Origin of the sequence: Mycobacterium sp. G7A2 (assembly GCF_041902445.1) — a bacterium.
GTDB lineage: Bacteria > Actinomycetota > Actinomycetes > Mycobacteriales > Mycobacteriaceae > Mycobacterium.
Genome location: NZ_CP169251.1, coordinates 425,962 through 444,763 on the forward strand (window position 1 = coordinate 425,962; position 18,802 = coordinate 444,763).

The following is an 18,802-nucleotide window of genomic DNA, read 5'->3' on the forward strand; positions in this document are numbered from 1 at the left end:
TCGCGGCCGGAACAGTTGATCTTGACCAGCGCCGACCCTAGAGCGAAGCACCGCCGGATGCACCCAGTCCCGGCACGATGTCATCAAGCCGGAACCTCACGGGATGGTCGAGTTGCTCGAAGGTGCACGAGCGCGTGTCGCGGTCCGGACGCCAGCGGTTGAACTGGGCGGTATGGCGGAACCGCTCGCCTTCCATGTGGTCGTAGCGGACCTCGACCACCCGCTCGGGGCGCAGCGGGACGAAGGACAGATCCTTGCCTGCGTTCCACCGTGAGCCGCCACCGTAGCGGCGCACGGTCTCCGGGTCCATCTGCGCCGCCCAGTTCCAGGGATGCTCGTCGAACGACGTGATCAACGGCTGCAGTTCGGCGAACAACGCCCGTCGACGCGCCATCGGGAACGCGCCGATCACCCCGACCGAGGCCAGCGTCCCGTCGCCGCGGTAGAGCCCGAGCAGCAGCGAGCCGATCGCATCGGCGCCCGACTTGTGCACCCGGTACCCCGCGACCACACAGTCGGCGGTCCGGGCATGCTTGATCTTGAACATCACCCGCTTGTCGGGCAGGTATCGGCCGTCGAGCGGCTTGGCGATGATGCCGTCGAGCCCGGCCCCCTCGAACTCGTCGAACCAGCGGTTCGCGACGCGCAGATCGGTGGTCGCCGGTGTCACGTGGATGACCGGACCGCACCCGGACAGCGCGTCGACCAGCGCGGCGCGGCGCTCGGCGAACGGTCGCGGCGTGTAGTCGACGTCACCGAGCGCCAGCAGGTCGAACGCGATGAACGACGCCGGGGTCTGACCGGCCAGCATCCGCACCCGCGACGCGGCGGGATGTAGCCGCAGCTGCAACGCCTCGAAGTCCAGCGCGTCGCCGGCGGCGATCACGATCTCGCCGTCGACCACGCAGCGGTCCGGCAACTCGGCGCGGGCGGCGTCGGCCAGTTCGGGAAAGTAGCGGGTCATCGGGCGCTCGTTGCGGCTGCCGAGCTCGACCTCGTCGCCGTCGCGGAACAGGATGGAGCGGAACCCGTCCCACTTCGGCTCGTAGGACGCGTCCGGTGGGATCGTGCCGACCGACTTGGCCAGCATCGGCGGCACGGGCGGCATGACGGGCAACTGCACGACGACCCCCCGATGATTTGGTCCGGACACCCGAGTCTGTCAGAGGGTGGACGTAAGAATGGGGGGTGTGGACCTCCCCGTGCAGCCCCCACTGGAGCCGATGCTCGCCAAAGCTCAGGCCACGGTGCCGGCCGACGAGGGGGTCTGGTCCTACGAACCGAAGTGGGACGGGTTCCGGGCGCTGGTCTTCCGCGACGGCGACGACGTGCTGCTGCTCTCCCGCAGCGGCAAGGATCTGGGTCGCTATTTCCCCGAGGTCATCGACGCGGTACGCGACGAGCTCGCGCCGCGCTGCGTTCTGGACGGGGAGATCGTCGTGCCCAGGGAGATCGCCGGCCGGACCCGGCTGGACTGGGAGTCGCTGAGCCAGCGCATCCACCCCGCCGAGTCGCGGATCTCGATGTTGGCCGAACAGACCCCGGCGCACTTCATCGGTTTCGACGCCCTCGCCGTCGGCGACGACTCGCTGCTGCGCGCGCCGTTCCGGGACCGTCGGGAGGCGCTGCGGGAATCCGTCGCGGAGAAACAGTGGTGCCATGTCACCCGCACCACCGAGGACCCGGAGCTCGCCACCCGGTGGCTCGCGGAGTTCGAAGGCGCCGGGCTCGACGGCGTGATCGCCAAGCGGCTCGACGGCACATACCTGCCCGGCAAACGGGAGATGGTGAAGATCAAGCACCACCGCGACGCCGACTGCGTGGCCATCGGCTATCGCGTCCACAAGAGCGGTGAAGGGGTGGGCTCGATCCTGCTCGGTCTGTACCGCGACGACGGCGAACTGCAGATGGTCGGCGGTGCCGCCTCGTTCACCGCCAAAGCCCGGTTGGCGTTGCTGGCCGACCTCGAGCCGCTGCGCATCGGTGACGACGTGCGCGACGGCGAACCCAGCCGCTGGAACTCGGCGGCGGACAAGCGCTGGATCCCGGTGCGTCCCGAGCGGGTCTGCGAGGTGGCCTACGACCAGATGGAGGGCCTGCGATTTCGGCACGCGGTGAAGTTCCTGCGCTGGCGGCCCGACCGGGATCCCGCCGGCTGCACGTTCGACCAGCTCGACGTGCCGCTGAACTACGACCTCGACGACGTGCTGGAGAGATGATGGCAAGCGCTGCAACCGAACTGGACGTCGACGGGGTCGCGGTCCGGCTGACCAACCCCGACAAGCCGTACTTCCCGAAACTCGGCAAGGACGGGACGAAGGGCAAGCTCGTCGACTACTACCTCGCCGTGGCCGAACCGATGGTCACCCTGCTGCGGGACCGGCCGGTGCATCTGCAGCGGTTCCCCGACGGGATCGACGGTGAGGAGATCTACCAGAAACGGGTGCCGCAGAAGCATCCCGACTATCTCGAGACGTGCACGGTGACGTTCCCGTCCGGTCGCACCGCCGACGCGCTGAAGATCACCCACCCGTCGGCGATCATCTGGGCGGCGCAGATGGGCACCGTCACGCTGCACCCCTGGCAGGTGCGGTGCCCGGACACCGAACATCCCGACGAACTGCGCATCGACCTCGACCCGCAACCCGGCACCGGTTTCGCCGAGGCCGCCGAGGTCGCCACCGGGGTGCTCAAGCCGCTGCTCGACGAGCTCGGCCTGGTCGGCTACCCCAAGACGTCCGGCGGACGGGGAGTGCACGTGTTCGTGCGGATCGCCACGGACTGGGACTTCATCGCGGTGCGCCGTGCCGGCATCGCCCTGGCCCGCGAGATCGAGCGGCGCGCACCGGATGCGGTGACGACGTCATGGTGGAAGGAGGAACGCGGCCAGCGGATCTTCGTCGACTACAACCAGAACGCGCGGGATCGCACCTTCGCGTCGGCCTACTCGGCGCGCAAGACACCGATCGCGACCGTGTCGACGCCACTGAGCTGGGCGGACCTCGGCGACGCCGAACCCGACGACTACACCATCCGCACCGTCCCCGACCTCGTCGCCTCCCGGCCCGACCCGTGGGCCGGCATCGACGACGACGCCCAATCGATCGCACCGCTGTTGGACATGGTGGCCGCCGACGAGGAACGCGGACTCGGTGACCTGCCCTATCCGCCGAGCTACCCGAAGATGCCGGGCGAACCGCCGCGGGTGCAGCCCAGCAAGAAGGTGGCCGAGCACTGGGACGAACACGGCAACCGGGTGAGCGACTAGCGCAAGCCCGCCCGATACCCTGCTGTGCATGCGGTGGACCGTCGTTCGTAAGCTGCTCGCCGCGCTGGCCATCTTCGGGATGCTGGCCTCCGGGATCGGCTTGGCTTCGTACGTGATCTTCAACAGTCCCGACCAGCAGGCGAGCGCGCCGGTGCGGACACCGCCGAAGCCGCCGCCCCCGTCGGTGCCGACAACCGACGAATTCCTGATCGGGGTGGTGGTCACCGCACAGAACTGCGACCCGCCCGACGCGTGCGTGTACACGTACACCATCGATCCGCAGTACGTGGGGCTGCATCCGTTCCCGGACACTCCGTTCACCGTCGAGTACGAGGTCGCCGGGGGACACCAGCCGCAGCCCGGCAGCTTCACCGTCGAGGGGGAGAAGGCCCAGATCCTCAAGGACGTCAAGGTTGAGGGGCCGCCCGGCGCGCAACTCCAGGCCAGGGTCCTGCGCGTCTTCGAAGGGCGCCCGGAGGGAACACCGCCGCCATGACGACACCACCGGAACGCAGTCGCTGGATCCGCAACTTCCGCCCCGCCCCGGACGCCGGCATGCGGCTGGTCTGTTTCCCCCACGCGGGGGGGTCGGCCAGCTACTACTTCCCGATGGCCACCGCGCTGTCGCCCGAGTTCGACGTCTATGCGGTCCAGTACCCGGGCCGCCAGGACCGCCACAGTGAGCCGTTCGTCGAGTCGATCGCCGAGCTCGCCGAACAGGTGGTGGCCGAGCTGCAACCGGTCCTGGACGCGCCGGTCGCGCTGTTCGGGCACAGCATGGGCGCGGTGCTGGCCTTCGAGGTCGCCCACCGGCTCGAGGCCCGCGGCGGCCGACGGCCGGCCGTCGTGTTCGCATCCGGATCGCGCGCACCGAGTCGCTACGGCGACGAGCAGGACCACAAGAACGACACCGACCTGATCCAGGTGATGCGCGACCTGGGCGGCACCGACCCCCGGGTGCTGAACAATCCCGACATGCTGGCCACGTTCCTGCCGGCCTTCCGCAACGACTACCGGGCACTGCAGGCCTACCGGCAGGCGCCCACGGTCGCGATCGGCGCGCCGATCGTCGTGCTGACGGCCACCGACGATCCGAAGACCAGCCTCGCCGACGCCCGCGCCTGGCATGAGCACACGGCGGGCGGCGGCGACGTGCACACCTTCACCGGCGGCCATTTCTTCCTCGAGAAGCAGCCGCAACGCGTCATCGAGGTCGTCACCCGGGCGCTGCGCGCGAACGGCTGACGGTGCTAGCGGGGCACCACCCCGCGCGGCTGGGGCAGCGGCAGGTCGTTGTAGGTGGCGATGCCCGGGGCCGCGGCGACGACGGCCGGAATGGCGTGGATGGGCGGCATCGCCGTCATGATGTGGCCGAGCACGAAGAAGTCCTCGAGAGTCGTGGCGTTCTCGATCATGTCCGGCGGGGGCAGGAAGCCGACCTGCATGTTCACGGTGGGCCGCCCGTCGATGGTGATCTTCCAGCCGTCGCCGTCGAGTTGCCAGTCCGGTTCCAGCGTCTGGCCTTTCTTCCAGCGCACGTTGATGTCGATGACGGTGCGCCCGTCGATGCGGCCCTGCCAGCTGGCGAACACGCCGGCGACGTGGCCGGCCTTGATGGTCCACGACGCCATCGGGAGGTCCTCGGTGGTCTGGGCGTATTCGGACTCGCAGACGATCTCGTCGAGCTCGATGTCCAGCGCGTCGGCGACCAGGTGCACCGCCTCGGCGAACACGGCGGTGCCCTGGGCGGCCATCGGCTCGAGGGCGGGATCGTCGATGGCCATGTCGAAGCCGACGGGCCGCTCGGTGTCGGGGGAGTCGTAGAGGGTGGTGTCGGCGGATTCGGCGATCGTCACCTTGTCGATGCGATCGCAGGCCGTACCCGCCACGATGGCCAGCAGTTCGGCGAATCCGGGGCTCACCCCGGAGCCGAACAGCGTGGATCCGCCGCGCTGGCATGCCTCGGCGAGTTTGTCCCGGCCGTCGCCGAGGTTTCCGCCGGTGATGAACGACGCCGAGGCGACCACGTTCACGCCGGCCTCCAGGATGCGGACGAGCTCGTCGACGTCGATCCACATCGGGTTGTACACCACCGCGTCGGGCTTGAGGGCCAGCAGTGCGTCCACGTCGTCGGTCGCGGCGACGCCGATCGGACCGATACCCGCCAGCTCCCCGACGTCGCGGCCGACCTTGTCCTCTGACCAGGCATAACAGCCGATCAGTTCGAGCGTGGGGTTGCGCGCGATCGCCGCGACCGAGCTCTTGCCGACATTTCCCGTCGTCCATTGGACGACCCGATGGGGAGCAGTGTTGGGCACTCGCTCAGCATAGGGTCAGCCGGACGACGGCCCAGGCCGTTTCCGGTGATTCAGGGCGTCAGTACGGCTTTGCCGTCCCTCGGCACCCCGGTGCTGTCGACCCACGTCAGGTCGAGCACGTCGCCGGGATAGTGCCGGTCGAGCACGCGGGTCAACGTGTTGGTCGAGTCCAGCGTGACTCCGTCGAGCACCAGCAGCACATCGCCGGCGCGCAGGCCCGCCAGGTCGGCCGGTCCGCCGACCATGACCTCCTGGATCAACACACCCGGTTGGTCGCGCGGTGTGGTGCGCACCCCGACGCCGAGCAGGACCGGCGGGCCGATGTGCACCTGGTCGGAGGCCATACCCGCCTGGATCTGTCCGGCGATGCCGATCGCGTCGTTGATCGGGATCGCGAACCCCTTGCCGCCCGGACCCATCCGGAAGTTCACCGACGCCGCCGTCGTGATGCCGACGACCTGTCCGGCGCCGTTGACGACCGGTCCGCCGGAGTCGCCGGCACGCACCGGCGCGGCGAACTCGATGAGCCCGGTCAACTCGTCGGAGGTGCCGGTCAGGGTGTCCTCGGCCTGCACGGTCCGGCCGAACCCGGTCACGGTGCCGACCTCACGGGTCAGCGGCGCCTCGCTGCCCATGGCGTTGCCCAGCGCGACGACCGGCTCGCCGGGAACCAGGACATTCGCATCACCGATGACCGCGGGAGTCAGTCCGCCGGCGCCGATGAGCTGGATGACGGCGATGTCGCGGTCGCGGTTGTAGCCCACCATCCGAGCCGGGTAGGTGCGCCCGCCCACGGTGCCGGTGACTCGGTCGGCTCCCTGGACGACGTGGAAGTTGGTCAATACCTGACCGTTGGGTTCCAGCACGATGCCGGTGCCGGCGCCGATGACGCCCTGGTACTCCACGGCGGTGTCGAGGCGCACCACCGACGGCTCAGCTGCGGCGGCCGCAGCGATCGGGTCGGCAGGCGCGGCCGCGGCCGGGGCGACCGGCGCGACCAGGGTGAGGACCGCCGCCAACAGGATCGGCAGCAGTCGAACGCGGGGAAACAGGCCCATACCCATCAATAGTGGCTGCGCATGCCGCCGCTGTCGATGTGGCCTGCTGCGCTCAGTCCTCGACCGCGACATTGCCGCGGGCCTTCTTGCGTCGGCCCAGCAGCGTTCCTTTGCCGGTGGGACGCCGATTCTGCAAGGTGGCGTCGCTGTCGGTGGTGGCGGACTCCGGGACGGTTTCGGACTCGGCCGTCACAGTTGGTTCATCAGTCGCCGTCTCGGCATCGGCGTCCTCAGTGTCCTCGGGATCGTCAGTGTCCTCGGTTGCCTCAGTGTCCTCGGTTGCCTCAGTGGCCTCAGCGTCCTCGGTGGCCTCGGCGTCCTTCGAGCCGCGGCGCGACGTGCGCTGCTTGACCTTCACCGGTTTGGGCGGCGGCGGGGGCAGTTCGGCCACGTAGGCCAGATAGAAACCGAACATGCCGAGGAGGGCGACAGCGGCCGCGGCACCGTAGATGCCGAACAGCCATTGCCCGGCCGTGTTCAGGGACAGCCAGATCTCGGTGACGGCCGCGCCGATGATCAGGGCGCCGGCCAGCACGTGCAGGACGATCGAGAGGGTGCGCAGCTTCAGCGCCAGCGCCGGGGTGCCGAACTCGGGCTTGCGGGTGCGCAGCAGCGTGAACACCACCGGAAGCGCGGCCAGACCGATCAGGGCACCGGTGACGATGCGCATCGCCGTGCCCAGCGTGTGAGACGTCTGCCCCATCAGTTCCGGAGTTCGGGGCAGCACGAAGAAGAAGTAGAGGACACCGGCGGCAAGGGAGAACGACGCGTGCCAGATCACCGCAACGGTGCGGCCCATAAGCCTCCTCGATCGTGGTGCCCGGGATGCGGCCGGGTGGGCCGCACCCCGGGCTGAGTGCGGAGGATGCGGGATTTGAACCCGCGAGGGCTGTTAACCCAACCCGCGTTCCAGGCGAGCGCCATAGGCCACTAGGCGAATCCTCCGCCGGCCATGGTAACCGACTGCCCCGGCCGGCTACCAAAACCACGTCACGTCCTCCTCGCCGCAGCCCGCCCGGACGCGGGTTATAGACTCGGGTCGGACCCCGCGCGGCGTCCATCCTGTGAACTCCCCCAGGGCCGGAAGGCAGCAAGGGTCAACGGGCTCTGGCGGGTGCGCGGGGTCCCCTGACGTTTCGAGAGTCCATACGGCGAAAGGCCAGCGGTGTCGTTTGAGTCCCTGGGCCGCGACGAACTGCTCGCCCAGCATGAACTGCAGCAGCGCAACTACACCGAACTGCAGGCCAAGCGCCTGACCCTGGACCTGACCCGCGGCAAACCGTCCCCCGCGCAGCTGGATCTGTCCAACGCGCTGTTGAGCCTTCCCGGTGACGGCCCCGACGCCTACCGCGACGGTGACGGCACCGACACGCGTAACTACGGCGGGTTGCACGGCCTGCCCGAGCTGCGGGCCATCTTCGGTGAGTTGCTCGGCATCCCGGTGCCCAACCTGATCGCCGGCAACAACGCCAGCCTCGAGCTGATGCATGACGTCGTGGTGTTCTCGCTGCTGCACGGCGGCGTGGACTCGCCGCGCCCCTGGATCGACGAACTGCGCGACGGCCCCGGCGTGAAGTTCCTGTGCCCGGCGCCCGGTTACGACCGCCACTTCGCGATCACCGAGAGCCTGGGTATCGAGATGATTCCGGTTCCGTTGCGTGAGGACGGTCCGGACGTCGACCTGATCGAGGAGCTCGTCGCGGCGGATCCGGCCATCAAGGGCATGTGGTGCGTGCCGGTGTACGCGAATCCCACAGGTACCACGTACTCGTGGGATACGGTGCGCCGTCTGGTCCAGATGGACACCGCGGCAAGTGATTTCCGGCTGATGTGGGACAACGCCTACGCGGTGCACACACTCACCCACGAGTTCGTCAAGCAGGTCGACGTGCTCGGGCTGGCGGCGGCGGCCAACCACGCCAACCGGCCGCTGGTGTTCGCCTCCACGTCGAAGATCACCTTCGCCGGGGCCGGGGTCAGCTTCCTGGGCGGCTCGCTGGGCAACATCGCGTGGTACCTGCAGCATGCCGCCAAGCAGACCATCGGGCCCGACAAGGTCAACCAGTTGCGGCATCTGCGCTTCTTCGGCGACGCCGACGGGGTGCGGCTGCACATGCGACGCCACCAGGAATTGCTCGCCCCGAAGTTCGCGCTGGTCCTGGAGATCCTCGAGGACCGGCTCGGCGACGCCAAGATCGCGTCGTGGACCGAGCCCAAAGGCGGCTACTTCGTCAGCCTCGACGTGTTGCCCGGGACGGCCAAGCGCACGGTGGCGCTGGCGAAGGAAGCCGGTATCGCGGTCACCGAGGCCGGTGCATCGTTCCCGTACCGAAAAGACCCGGACGACAAGAACATCCGCATCGCGCCCACGTTCCCGGGCACCTCCGATCTGCGCACCGCCATCGACGGACTCGCGACGTGCGCATTGCTGTCGGCGACAGAGTCACTGCTGGCCGACACGTAGTCGGTCGGGGTCGGTAGCCTCTTCGGCGTGGCTCTCTACCGCAAGTACCGTCCGGCGACTTTCGCAGAAGTCATCGGCCAGGAACACGTCACCGAGCCGCTGTCGACCGCGCTCGACTCCGGCCGCATCAACCACGCCTACCTGTTCTCCGGGCCGCGCGGCTGCGGCAAGACCTCCTCGGCGCGGATCCTGGCCCGGTCCCTGAACTGCGTGCAGGGGCCCACGGCCAGTCCGTGCGGCGTGTGCGACTCATGCGTCGCGCTGGCACCGAACGGCCCCGGCAACGTCGACGTCGTCGAGCTCGACGCCGCCAGCCACGGCGGTGTCGACGACACCCGCGAACTGCGTGACCGCGCGTTCTACGCGCCGGCCCAGTCGCGCTACCGCATCTTCATCGTCGACGAGGCCCACATGGTCACCACGGCGGGGTTCAACGCCCTGCTCAAGATCGTCGAAGAGCCACCCGAGCACCTGATCTTCGTGTTCGCCACGACCGAACCGGAGAAGGTGCTGCCGACCATCCGGTCGCGCACCCACCACTACCCGTTCCGCCTGCTGGCCCCGCGCACCATGCGCACACTGATCGAGAAGATCGTCGCCTCCGAGCAGGTCGAGGTCGACGACGCGGTGTACCCGCTGGTCATCCGCGCCGGCGGAGGATCGCCCCGCGACACGCTGAGCGTCCTGGACCAGCTGCTCGCCGGCGCCGAGAGCAACCGCATCGGCTACCAGCGCGCGCTGGCTCTGCTCGGCGCCACCGACATCGCGCTGATCGACGATGCGATCGACGCGCTGGCCGCCGGCGACGGTGCCGCGCTGTTCAGCGCGGTCGAAGGTGTCGTCGACGCCGGTCACGATCCGCGTCGCTTCGCCACCGACCTGCTGGAGAGATTCCGGGACCTGATCGTCATGCAGCTGGTGCCCGACGCGGTCACCCGCGGAGTGGTCGACGGTCCCGAGGACGTGCTGGAGCGAATGCGTGAACAGGCTTCCAAGCTCGGCACAGCCACGCTGACCCGCTACGCCGAGGTGATGCACGCGGGGCTCGGTGAGATGCGGGGCGCCACCGCGCCGCGTCTGCTTCTCGAGGTGGCGTGTGCCCGGCTGCTGCTGCCCTCGGCCAGCGACACCGAGGCGGCGGTGCTGCAGCGCGTCGAGCGCATCGAGAAGCGACTCGAGATGTCGATCCCCGCCGGCGAAGAGGCGTCGGCCGTCGTCGCGCCACCGAAGCAGTTCGTCCGCAAGACCGTCCGGGACGCCCAGGCCACGGCCGAGGAGGCCGGGCCCGCCGCTCAGGCACCCCCGGCCGCTGCTCCGCCACCCGCCGCGCCGGCGCCTCAGCCTCCCGCGTCCCCTGCGGCGCAGCCTCCTGCGGCCCGGGCGCCTCAGCCTCAACCGGCCCAGCCAGCCCCGCCCCGCGAACCTGCCCCGGCGCCTCAGCCTCCTGCGGCCCAGCCAGCTCCGCCCCCCGCACCCGCCGCGCCCGCACCCGCCGCGCCTGCGGCCGCGGCGCAGCCCAACGCTGCCGCGGTGCGCAGTATGTGGACCACGGTGCGGGAGAAGGTGCGCGAACGCAGCCGGACCACCGAGGTGATGCTCGCGGGCGCGATCGTCCGGGCGGTCGAAGACAACACGCTGATCCTCAGCCACGAGTCGGCGCCGCTGGCCAAACGTCTCTGCGAGCAGCGCAACGCCGACGTCATCGCCGAAGCCCTGCGCGACGCGCTCGGCGTGAACTGGCGGGTCGTCTGCGAAGCGGGGGCCGCCCCGGCGGCCGCGCCCGAACCGGCCGCGCCTCGGCCCAGCGCCCCCGCGACCGAGCCGGCCGCACCCCGGCGGCGCGTCCCCCAACCTCCGCCACCCGAACCCGTGCCCGAGGACGACGAAGAAAGCATGCTGGCCGAAGCGGGCAACGCCGACCCGCATGTTCCGCGCCGCGACCCGGAGGAAGCCGCGCTGGAACTTCTGCAGAGCGAACTGGGCGCGCGGCGCATCGACGGCGCCTAGTTCAGCTCTGCCCGGTGAACCCGAGGCTGGGGAGCAGGACCTGGTCGACCAGTATGCGTACGGTCTCCTGCGTCGGCGCCCTCCCGGAGATCAGGGACCGGAACACCAGATAGCCCGGCATCAGATCGAAGATCTCGTCGTCGATCGGAGCGTCGATCTCCCCGCGCTCGATTGCCTCGGCGAGAACCTCTTCGATCACGAGCTTGCGCTGGTGGACGAATTCCTTCTGCATCGCCTCGCTCAGCCGCGGGTTGTGCGACATCTCGTTGAGCACCGCGCGCATGGTGGCGCCGTGCTCGCGGGCGTGGTTGCAGACGCCGGCGCCCATCGCCAACAGGTCACCGCGCAGCGACCCGGTGCGCGGTGGGACAACCGAAACGCGGGTGCCCTCGATGAACGCCGCCAGAACCAGATCGGCTTTGGTCGGCCACCGGCGATACACGGTCGACTTGCTGGCTTTCGCCTGGACCGCGACAGCCTCGACCGAGAGTCGGTCGTAGCCGTGTTGTCGCAGCAGGTCGAGTGTGATCGTGAGCAGCTCGACTTCGCGGTCTGTCCAGCTCACAGCACCTCGCATGTCGTCACCGCAGCAGTTGCGGTCGGCAGTACGGTACCGTACCGTACGCTCAGGGTCCACTCAGGCGGGCGATGGCCCTCGGGTGTGCGAGGCGGTGCTGGCTTGGTCATCGAAAGGCTTTGGGGTGAGCAACTTTTCGGTCGGCACCGTGGCGAAACGCTATTGGACGGTCATCGTGGCCGTCGCCGTCGTGGCTGTTGTCGGATTCAGCATCTACCGGCTGCACGGCATCTTCGGTTCCGACAATGTGGTGTCCAAGCCCGGCGGCGAAGCGCTGGAGAACACCGGCTACAACCCCAAACGGGTGCTGTTGGAGGTGTTCGGTTCGCCGGGCAGCGTGGCCACCATCAACTACCTGGACGAGAACGCGCAGCCGCAACGCGTCGACGACGCGCCGCTGCCGTGGTCGCACACACTGACCACCGATGAGCCGACCCTCTACGCCGACCTGCGTGCCCAGGGGGACGGCGCCACCATCGGCTGCCGCATCACCGTCAATGACGTCGTCAAGGACGAAAGGTCGACCTCCAACGTGAACGGCTACATCTCTTGCCTGGACAAGACCGCGTGAGCGAGCATCGGGTCGAGGACGCCGTCGAGGGCTCGCGGCCCGCCCGCGTCATCCGGCGTCTCGCCGTACCGATCCTGCTTCTCTGGATCGCTGTCGCCGCGGTGTCCAACATCATCTCGCCGCAACTCGAGGTGGTCGGCGCGGCACGATCGGTGCCGCTCAACGCGGCCGACTCGCCGTCGATCGAGGCGATGCGCCACATCGGCCAGGTCTTCGACGAATTCGACTCCGACAGTGCGGCGATGATCGTCCTCGAAAGCGACCGCCCGCTCGGCGCGGAGGCTCACCGGTACTACGACACGCTGGTCGAGCGGCTCGAGCAGGACACCACCCATGTCGAGCACATCCAGGACTTCTGGGGCGATCCACTGACCGCGGGCGGCTCGCAGTCCAAGGACGGCAAGGCCGCCCTGGTGCAGCTCTACCTGGCCGGCAACCAGGGCGAGGCCCTGGCCAACCAGTCCGTCGACGCCGTCCGCGACATCGTCGCCGACATGCCGCCGCCACCCGGGCTCGATGTCTACGTCACCGGCGCGGCACCGCTGATCGCCGACAACTTCGAGGTGGGCAGCGCAGGCACCCACAAGGTCACCGCCATCACCTTCCTGGTCATCGCGGTCATGCTGCTGATCGTCTACCGCTCGGTGACGACGACTCTGATCATGCTGGTCACCGTTCTCATCGAGCTCGCTGCGGCTCGGGGTGTCGTCTCGACGCTGGCGCACTGGGGTGTCATCGGCCTGTCGACGTACTCGACGAACCTGTTGACCCTGCTGGCCATCGCCGCCGGCACCGACTACGCGATCTTCGTCGTCGGGCGCTACCACGAGGCCCGCGGCAGAGGACTCGACCGGATCTCCGCCTACCACGACATGTTCCGCGGGACCGTACACGTCATCGTCGGCTCCGGCCTGACCATCGCCGGGGCGGTGGCCTGCCTGGCATTCACCCGGCTGCCGTACTTCCAGACGTTGGGCATCCCCGCCGCCCTCGGTGTGCTCGTGACCCTGGCTGCTGCCCTCACCCTGGGGCCGGCCGTCCTGCTGATAGCCGGCCGCTTCGGACTCCTGGAGCCCAAACGCACAGTGCGAAGGGTGGGTTGGCGCCGGATCGGCACCGCGATCGTGCGGTGGCCGGGGCCCATCCTCGTCGTGTCGTGCGCGATCGCGCTGATCGGTCTGCTGGCCCTGCCCGGATATAAGACCAGTTACGACGCCCGGCCCTACCTGCCCGACTACGCGCCCGCCGTCGTCGGATATGCGGCCGCGGAACGCCATTTCTCCGAGGCCCGGCTCAACCCGGAACTGTTGATGATCGAATCCGATCACGACATGCGCAACCCGGCGGACATGTTGGTACTGGAACGGGTGGCGAAGGCGGTGCTGCACACCCAGGGCATCTCCCTGGTGCAGTCGATCACCCGGCCGCTGGGTACCCCGATCAGCCACAGCTCCATCCCGTTCCAGATCAGCGCGCAGAGCGCCAGCCAGATCATGAATCTCAGCTACCAGCAGGCCCGCGGTGAGGACCTGCTCAAGCAGGCCAACGAGATCACCAACACCATCGACATCCTCAAACAGCAACTGGCGCTGCAGCAGGCAAGCGCCGCGGCCACCCACGAACAGACCGAGGCTTTCCACGACACCGTCACGATCGTCGAAGACCTCCGGGACAAGATCGCCAATTTCGACGATCAGTTCCGGCCCATCCGCAATTATTTCTATTGGGAACCACACTGTTTCGACATCCCGATGTGCGCGGCGTTGCGGTCGGTGTTCGACTCCATCGACGGAATCAGCAATCTCAGCGACCAATTCGCCTCGATCACAGCGAGCCTGGACAAGCTCGACGCGCTCCAGCCGCAGCTGCTGGCGTTGTTGCCGCCGCAGATCGCGATCCAGGAGCGCAACCGGGATCTGACGCTGTCCAACTACGCCACCACGACGGGGACCAACGACCAGAGTGAGGAGGCCCTGAAGAACGCCACGGCAATGGGTCAGGCCTTCGACGAGGCCAAGAACGACGACTCGTTCTATCTGCCGCCCGAAGCGTTCGACAATCCCGACTTCAAGCGCGGCCTGAAGCTGTTCCTCTCACCCGACGGCAAGGCCGCCCGGATGATCATCACCCACGAGGGCACGCCGGCGACGCCCGAGGGCATCTCCCACATCGACGCCATCAAGAACTCGGCGTTCGACGCCATCAAGGCAACACCCCTGTCGGACGCCAAGATCTACGTCGCGGGCACCGCGTCGACCTATAAGGACATCCAGGACGGCGCGAAGTACGACCTGCTGATCGCCGCGATGGCGGCGCTGGCCCTCATCCTGCTGATCATGATGTTCATCACCCGAAGCCTGGTGGCGGCCATCGTGATCGTCGGAACGGTGGCGCTCTCGCTGGGCGCGTCGTTCGGGCTGTCGGTGTTGGTGTGGCAGTACATCTTCGGGATCCAGCTGTACTGGATCGTGCTCGCCCTGGCCATCATCCTGCTGTTGGCGGTGGGAGCCGACTACAACCTGCTGCTGATATCCCGTTTCAAGGAAGAGATCGGGGCCGGACTGAACACCGGCATCATCCGCGCGATGGCCGGCACGGGGGGCGTTGTCACCGCTGCCGGACTGGTGTTCGCCGCCACGATGTCATCGTTCATCTTCAGCGACCTGCTGGTGCTCGGCCAGATCGGCACCACCATCGGGTTGGGTCTGCTGTTCGACACCCTGATCGTACGGTCGTTCATGACACCGTCGATCGCGGCGATCCTGGGCCGCTGGTTCTGGTGGCCGCTGAACGTGAGGACCCGGCCTGCCAGCGGCATGCTTCGCCCGTTCGGTTCCCGCAACGCTGTGCGCGCACTCCTCAGCCCGCCGACGGGTGGCACTGGGCGCCGGACCGACCCGCCTTCCGGGAGCTAGCTCTTTTCCGGCAGCACCAGCATCGGCAGCACCAGCGTGGCCACCGCGGTGACCAGCCACACCACCACCGTGGCGCCGACCCACGAACCGATACCGCTGATGCTCAAGCCATTCGACAGCAGCGACGCGAGCAGCAACGCGACGAACGTCGAGACCAGGCCGATTCCGCCGAGGAACGCCGAGGCGTACTTGGTGGCCATCCTCAAAAACAGCGGCGACAGCAACGCCTGCGCCACCGTGAAGACCACCACTGCGGCGACGAACCCCCACGCCGACAATCGCACTCCCGGTACCACCAGGGACGCCACCACCAGCCCGATCGCCGACGAACCCAGGAACACTGCGACACGCAGCAGGAAGCGGATCACGGGATCAGCCTAGAACGTCAGGCGGCCCACCAGGGGCGCAATGGAAGACCGCCGTCGTGACCGTGCCCGTCGAGCTTGACCGCGAGCACCTGGTGCAGCTGGATCGCGTTCTGCTCGAATCCCACCCGCGAGCCCGCCATGTAGAGACCCCACACCTTCGCCGTGGCGATCCCGACCTCGGCGACCGCGTCGTCCCAGTTCGCCACCAGGTTGGCGCACCAGTCACGCAGCGTCATCGCGTAGTGGTGGCGCAGGTTCTCTTCGTGCACCACCTCCATGCCGACGTCCTGGATCTCGGTGATGATGCGCCCGGATCCGGTGAGCTCCCCATCGGGGAACACGTAACGGTCGATGAAGCTGCCGGCGGCGGGGCCGTGCCGGTTGTCGTGGCGCGTGATGCAGTGGTTGAGCAGCAATCCGCCCGTGCGGAGCTTGGACTGCAGGAACCGGAAGTAGCTCGGGTAGTTCGCCACCCCGATGTGCTCGGTCAACCCGATCGAGGACACCGCGTCGAACTGCGACTCGTGCACGTCGCGGTAGTCACTGTGGCGCACCTCGGCCAGATCGCCCAGGCCTTCTTCGGCGATGGCCTTCTGAGCCCACTCCGCCTGCTGGGCCGACAGCGTCACCCCGATGGCCTTCACGCCGTGGCGGGCGGCGTAGCGCACCATGCCGCCCCAGCCGCATCCCACGTCCAGCAGCCGGTCACCCGGGCGCAGACGCAACTTCTCGAACACCAACCGGTACTTGTTGTCCTGCGCCTCCTCCAGCGATGCGTCCGGACGCGGGTAGCAGGCACAGGTGTAGGTCATCGACGGGCCCAACACCATTTCGTAGAACCTGTTGGACACGTCGTAATGGTGGTGGATGGCGTCGGCATCGCGGGTCTTGCTGTGCCGCAAACCTTCTGCGATGCGGCGCCAGCGCGGCAGCGCCTCCTGCGGCGGCGGGGAGATGGGCCGCAGATGCTCGATGCCGATCGAACGGATGATCTGCGCCAGCACGCGGGCCGGCGGCCGTTTGAAGGCCAGTTTCTCCACCAGTGCGGTGAGAAGTTCGTAGGGGTCACCGGGATGCACACCGTGCAACTCCAGATCACCCGAGATGTAGGCGCGCGCCAAACCCAGATCACCCGGGGCGGTCGCCAGATAGGTGGTGCCGCGCGGCGTGCGCAGATCCAGCCCCACGGACGCGTCCTCGGGACCGGCGCTGCTCCCGTCGTACGCGGTGAACCTCAGCGGCAGCCGACCCGCGGCGAAGATCTCGAGGATCTCGGCCAGGGTCAGCTTTCGGTCATCGTCGTGGCCCTGCGTGGTGTGTTCCCGAAACGTGGTCATTGTCTTCGCACCGCCTTCGCGTACAGATCGAGAAACCGGGAATCCGGGTCGTAAGCCTTCTTCACCGTCATGTAGGTCTCACCGCCGTAGAGCGCGGCGAACTCGTCGGCGGCATAGAACGCGTCAGAGTACAGCGACTTGTGGCCGTCGAGGTCGCTGACCTTCCGTTCGATCATCTTGTTGGTGTACCCGGGCTCGGGCCCGATAGGCACCGAGGACCAGAATCCGACGTTGACATAGGTGTGGTGCGGCCGGATCGGGTACAACGGCCAGCTGCGATCGTCACGAAGCCGCAACGGGCACAGCCAGATCGGCTCGATCGGCACGGTTTCGAGGAACCAGGTCAGGAACTCCACTGTGCGCTCGATCGGCACCTCGACGTCCTGGACCACCCGTTCGCGGGGCGGCCTGCCGTTTCGTTTCTCGATCCGATCGGCGATGTCGAAGCGCTGGTCGTAGCCGATGAGCTTCCAGTAGAAGCTGCTCCGCCTCAACCGGCGCGGCCACCAGCGGCGGATCCGCGGGTTCTGCGCACCGAACGCCCGGGAGCACCAGAACCAGTCGGTGTCCCAGCGCCACAGGTAGTCGTGAATGGTGAGCCGGTCATGCTTCTCGCCCGCCGCATGCTGGATGGACCGGTAGTAGATGTCGGCGCCGGTGTAGTCACTGACGGGGCCGGGCGTCGCAGTCTGCACACCCAGGCACAGATAGCTTTCCTCGGCGCTGAACACCACGGCGTCGACGTAATCCACCCGAACGCCGTCCAGTCCACCGGTTTCGACGATCCGGTCCATGGTCTCGATGAGTGCATCCAGCGAGTCGAACCGCAGATGGCGCAGCGCGACAAACGGTTTGACCGGTTCCAGCTCGATCCTCAATCGCACCGAATAGCCCAAGGTGCCATAAGAATTGGGGAACGAACGGAACAGGTCGGGGTTCTCGTCGGCAGATGCGCGCACCACCTCGCCGGTGCCGGTGAGGATGTCCATCTCGAGCACCGACTCGTGCGGCAGGCCATTGCGGAACGATGCCGACTCGATGCCCAGACCGGTGACTGCGCCACCGAGCGTGATGGTCTTGAGCTGCGGCACCACCAGTGGTGACAGCCCGTGCGGCAATGTGGCGGCGACGAGATCCTCGTAGGTGCACATGCCCTCGACGTCGGCGGTGCGCTGCTCGGGGTCGACGGAGATGACCCCGGTCAACCCGGAGGTGTCCAGGCCCGGCGCGGAGGTCTTGGCGCGGGTGCGGAACAGGTTGGAGGTCGGTTTGGCGAGCCGCACCGTCGCGTCGGCGGGGATGGCGCGATAGCTCTCGAGGAGCCGCTGCACGCCGAGCGCGTGAGCAGCCCGTGCGTCGGTCGGGGCAACAGACACACATATACGCTAGTCCGCGGTGGCAACCGATGCGACCGCACCGGGCTTTGACAAGGAGTTCTCACTGATGGCACAGGTCAGCGCGACCAGCACGGACTTGATCGACGCCGACCCGGCGACGGTGCTCGGCGCTGTCGCCGACTACGAGGCGATGCGTCCGAAGATCCTGTCCTCGCACTACAGCGGCTACCGGGTACTCGAGGGCGGCCAGGGAGCGGGCACCGTCGCGGAGTGGACGCTGCAGGCCACCAAGTCGCGGTCCCGCCAGGTGAAGGCCACCGTCGACGTCGCCGGCCGCACCGTCATCGAGAAAGACGCCAACTCGTCGATGGTGACCAACTGGACCGTCGCCCCGGCCGGTCCCGGCTCGTCGGTCACGGTGAAGACGTCCTGGACCGGGGCGGGTGGCATCGGCGGCTTCTTCGAGAAGATCTTCGCGCCGATCGGTTTGCGCCGGATCCAGGCCGAGGTGCTCGGCAACCTCAAACGGGAGGTCGAGGGCACCGTGGGCCTGGAGGGCACCGGCGTCGACGCCGAGTGACC

17 protein-coding genes, 1 tRNA gene and 1 other RNA gene are annotated in these 18,802 nt (G+C 68.1%); 10 read left to right on the plus strand and 9 right to left on the minus strand.

Annotated features, from left to right (window positions below; translation table 11 throughout):
- Positions 1-37: 37 nt before the first annotated feature.
- The gene (locus ACEWX3_RS02040; protein WP_374158562.1) at positions 38-1,123 is read right to left on the minus strand and encodes an ATP-dependent DNA ligase; all 1,086 of its coding nucleotides are present in this window, start codon (positions 1,121-1,123) and stop codon (positions 38-40) included.
- Positions 1,124-1,181: 58 nt separating this feature from the next.
- On the opposite strand from ACEWX3_RS02040, the gene ACEWX3_RS02045 reads away from it, so the two are divergent.
- From ACEWX3_RS02045 to ACEWX3_RS02060, 4 genes are read left to right on the plus strand one after another with little or no spacing between them, the layout of a single operon-like run.
- Positions 1,182-2,219: an ATP-dependent DNA ligase gene (locus tag ACEWX3_RS02045; RefSeq protein ID WP_374158563.1), complete on the plus strand. Its 1,038-nt coding sequence runs from the start codon at positions 1,182-1,184 to the stop codon at positions 2,217-2,219.
- A complete protein-coding gene (gene ligD / locus ACEWX3_RS02050; RefSeq protein WP_207065341.1) occupies positions 2,219-3,268 on the plus strand; it encodes a non-homologous end-joining DNA ligase in 1,050 nt (349 codons plus the stop codon). Before ACEWX3_RS02045 ends, ligD begins: the two co-directional genes overlap by 1 nt.
- A 28-nt stretch (positions 3,269-3,296) precedes the next feature.
- Positions 3,297-3,764 (plus strand): hypothetical protein, encoded by a 468-nt coding sequence (locus ACEWX3_RS02055; RefSeq protein ID WP_207065342.1) that lies wholly within the window; start codon positions 3,297-3,299, stop codon positions 3,762-3,764.
- Positions 3,761-4,513: a thioesterase II family protein gene (locus ACEWX3_RS02060; RefSeq protein WP_374158564.1), complete on the plus strand. Its 753-nt coding sequence runs from the start codon at positions 3,761-3,763 to the stop codon at positions 4,511-4,513. Before ACEWX3_RS02055 ends, ACEWX3_RS02060 begins: the two co-directional genes overlap by 4 nt.
- Before the next feature lie 5 nt (positions 4,514-4,518).
- Here ACEWX3_RS02060 and ACEWX3_RS02065 read toward each other — a convergent pair whose 3' ends face one another.
- The 4 genes from ACEWX3_RS02065 to ACEWX3_RS02080 all read right to left on the minus strand — a co-directional run bounded on the left by ACEWX3_RS02065 (position 4,519) and on the right by ACEWX3_RS02080 (position 7,589).
- Positions 4,519-5,586 carry a dihydrodipicolinate reductase gene (locus tag ACEWX3_RS02065; protein WP_374158565.1) on the minus strand — a complete coding sequence of 356 codons (1,068 nt, stop codon included), beginning with the start codon at positions 5,584-5,586 and terminating at the stop codon, positions 4,519-4,521.
- A 50-nt stretch (positions 5,587-5,636) separates the two neighbouring features.
- Positions 5,637-6,650, minus strand: a complete 1,014-nt coding sequence (locus ACEWX3_RS02070) for a S1C family serine protease (protein ID WP_373889022.1) — start codon at positions 6,648-6,650, stop codon at positions 5,637-5,639.
- 46 nt (positions 6,651-6,696) lie between these two features.
- Positions 6,697-7,443 carry a hypothetical protein gene (locus tag ACEWX3_RS02075; protein WP_374158566.1) on the minus strand — a complete coding sequence of 249 codons (747 nt, stop codon included), beginning with the start codon at positions 7,441-7,443 and terminating at the stop codon, positions 6,697-6,699.
- A 60-nt stretch (positions 7,444-7,503) separates the two neighbouring features.
- Positions 7,504-7,589, minus strand: a tRNA-Ser gene (locus ACEWX3_RS02080).
- Between the two features lie 93 nt (positions 7,590-7,682).
- Here ACEWX3_RS02080 and ffs point away from each other — a divergent pair.
- The 3 genes from ffs (at position 7,683) to ACEWX3_RS02095 (ending at position 11,115) form a co-directional block, all read left to right on the plus strand.
- An RNA gene (ffs, locus tag ACEWX3_RS02085) (signal recognition particle sRNA small type) lies at positions 7,683-7,777 on the plus strand.
- 32 nt (positions 7,778-7,809) lie between these two features.
- Positions 7,810-9,108 carry an aminotransferase class I/II-fold pyridoxal phosphate-dependent enzyme gene (locus ACEWX3_RS02090; RefSeq protein ID WP_207065348.1) on the plus strand — a complete coding sequence of 433 codons (1,299 nt, stop codon included), beginning with the start codon at positions 7,810-7,812 and terminating at the stop codon, positions 9,106-9,108.
- A gap of 27 nt (positions 9,109-9,135) precedes the next feature.
- Positions 9,136-11,115 carry a DNA polymerase III subunits gamma/tau gene (locus tag ACEWX3_RS02095; RefSeq protein WP_374158567.1) on the plus strand — a complete coding sequence of 660 codons (1,980 nt, stop codon included), beginning with the start codon at positions 9,136-9,138 and terminating at the stop codon, positions 11,113-11,115.
- 1 nt (position 11,116) lies between these two features.
- On the opposite strand, the gene ACEWX3_RS02100 is transcribed toward ACEWX3_RS02095, so the two are convergent.
- Positions 11,117-11,692, minus strand: coding sequence for a TetR/AcrR family transcriptional regulator (locus ACEWX3_RS02100; RefSeq protein ID WP_374158568.1), 576 nt, complete (start codon positions 11,690-11,692; stop codon positions 11,117-11,119).
- A 124-nt stretch (positions 11,693-11,816) separates the two neighbouring features.
- On the opposite strand from ACEWX3_RS02100, the gene ACEWX3_RS02105 reads away from it, so the two are divergent.
- Together ACEWX3_RS02105 and ACEWX3_RS02110 are read left to right on the plus strand one after the other, a co-directional pair.
- Positions 11,817-12,263 carry an MmpS family transport accessory protein gene (locus ACEWX3_RS02105; protein ID WP_374158569.1) on the plus strand — a complete coding sequence of 149 codons (447 nt, stop codon included), beginning with the start codon at positions 11,817-11,819 and terminating at the stop codon, positions 12,261-12,263.
- Entirely contained in the window at positions 12,260-15,178 is a 2,919-nt protein-coding gene (locus ACEWX3_RS02110) for an RND family transporter (protein ID WP_374158570.1), read from the plus strand. Before ACEWX3_RS02105 ends, ACEWX3_RS02110 begins: the two co-directional genes overlap by 4 nt.
- On the opposite strand, the gene ACEWX3_RS02115 is transcribed toward ACEWX3_RS02110, so the two are convergent.
- From ACEWX3_RS02115 to ACEWX3_RS02125, 3 genes are read right to left on the minus strand one after another with little or no spacing between them, the layout of a single operon-like run.
- Positions 15,175-15,546 carry a phage holin family protein gene (locus ACEWX3_RS02115; RefSeq protein ID WP_374158571.1) on the minus strand — a complete coding sequence of 124 codons (372 nt, stop codon included), beginning with the start codon at positions 15,544-15,546 and terminating at the stop codon, positions 15,175-15,177. The two genes, ACEWX3_RS02110 and ACEWX3_RS02115, sit on opposite strands and share 4 nt — an antisense overlap.
- A 17-nt stretch (positions 15,547-15,563) precedes the next feature.
- On the minus strand, positions 15,564-16,883 hold the full coding sequence (locus tag ACEWX3_RS02120; RefSeq protein ID WP_374158572.1) for a class I SAM-dependent methyltransferase: 1,320 nt from the start codon (positions 16,881-16,883) through the stop codon (positions 15,564-15,566).
- Positions 16,880-18,259 carry an FAD-binding oxidoreductase gene (locus tag ACEWX3_RS02125; protein WP_221359026.1) on the minus strand — a complete coding sequence of 460 codons (1,380 nt, stop codon included), beginning with the start codon at positions 18,257-18,259 and terminating at the stop codon, positions 16,880-16,882. The genes ACEWX3_RS02120 and ACEWX3_RS02125 overlap by 4 nt, the downstream gene beginning before the upstream one ends.
- Before the next feature lie 67 nt (positions 18,260-18,326).
- Between ACEWX3_RS02125 and ACEWX3_RS02130 the strand changes: the two genes are divergently transcribed.
- Positions 18,327-18,800 (plus strand): SRPBCC family protein, encoded by a 474-nt coding sequence (locus ACEWX3_RS02130; RefSeq protein ID WP_152519935.1) that lies wholly within the window; start codon positions 18,327-18,329, stop codon positions 18,798-18,800.
- Positions 18,801-18,802 lie beyond the last annotated feature (2 nt).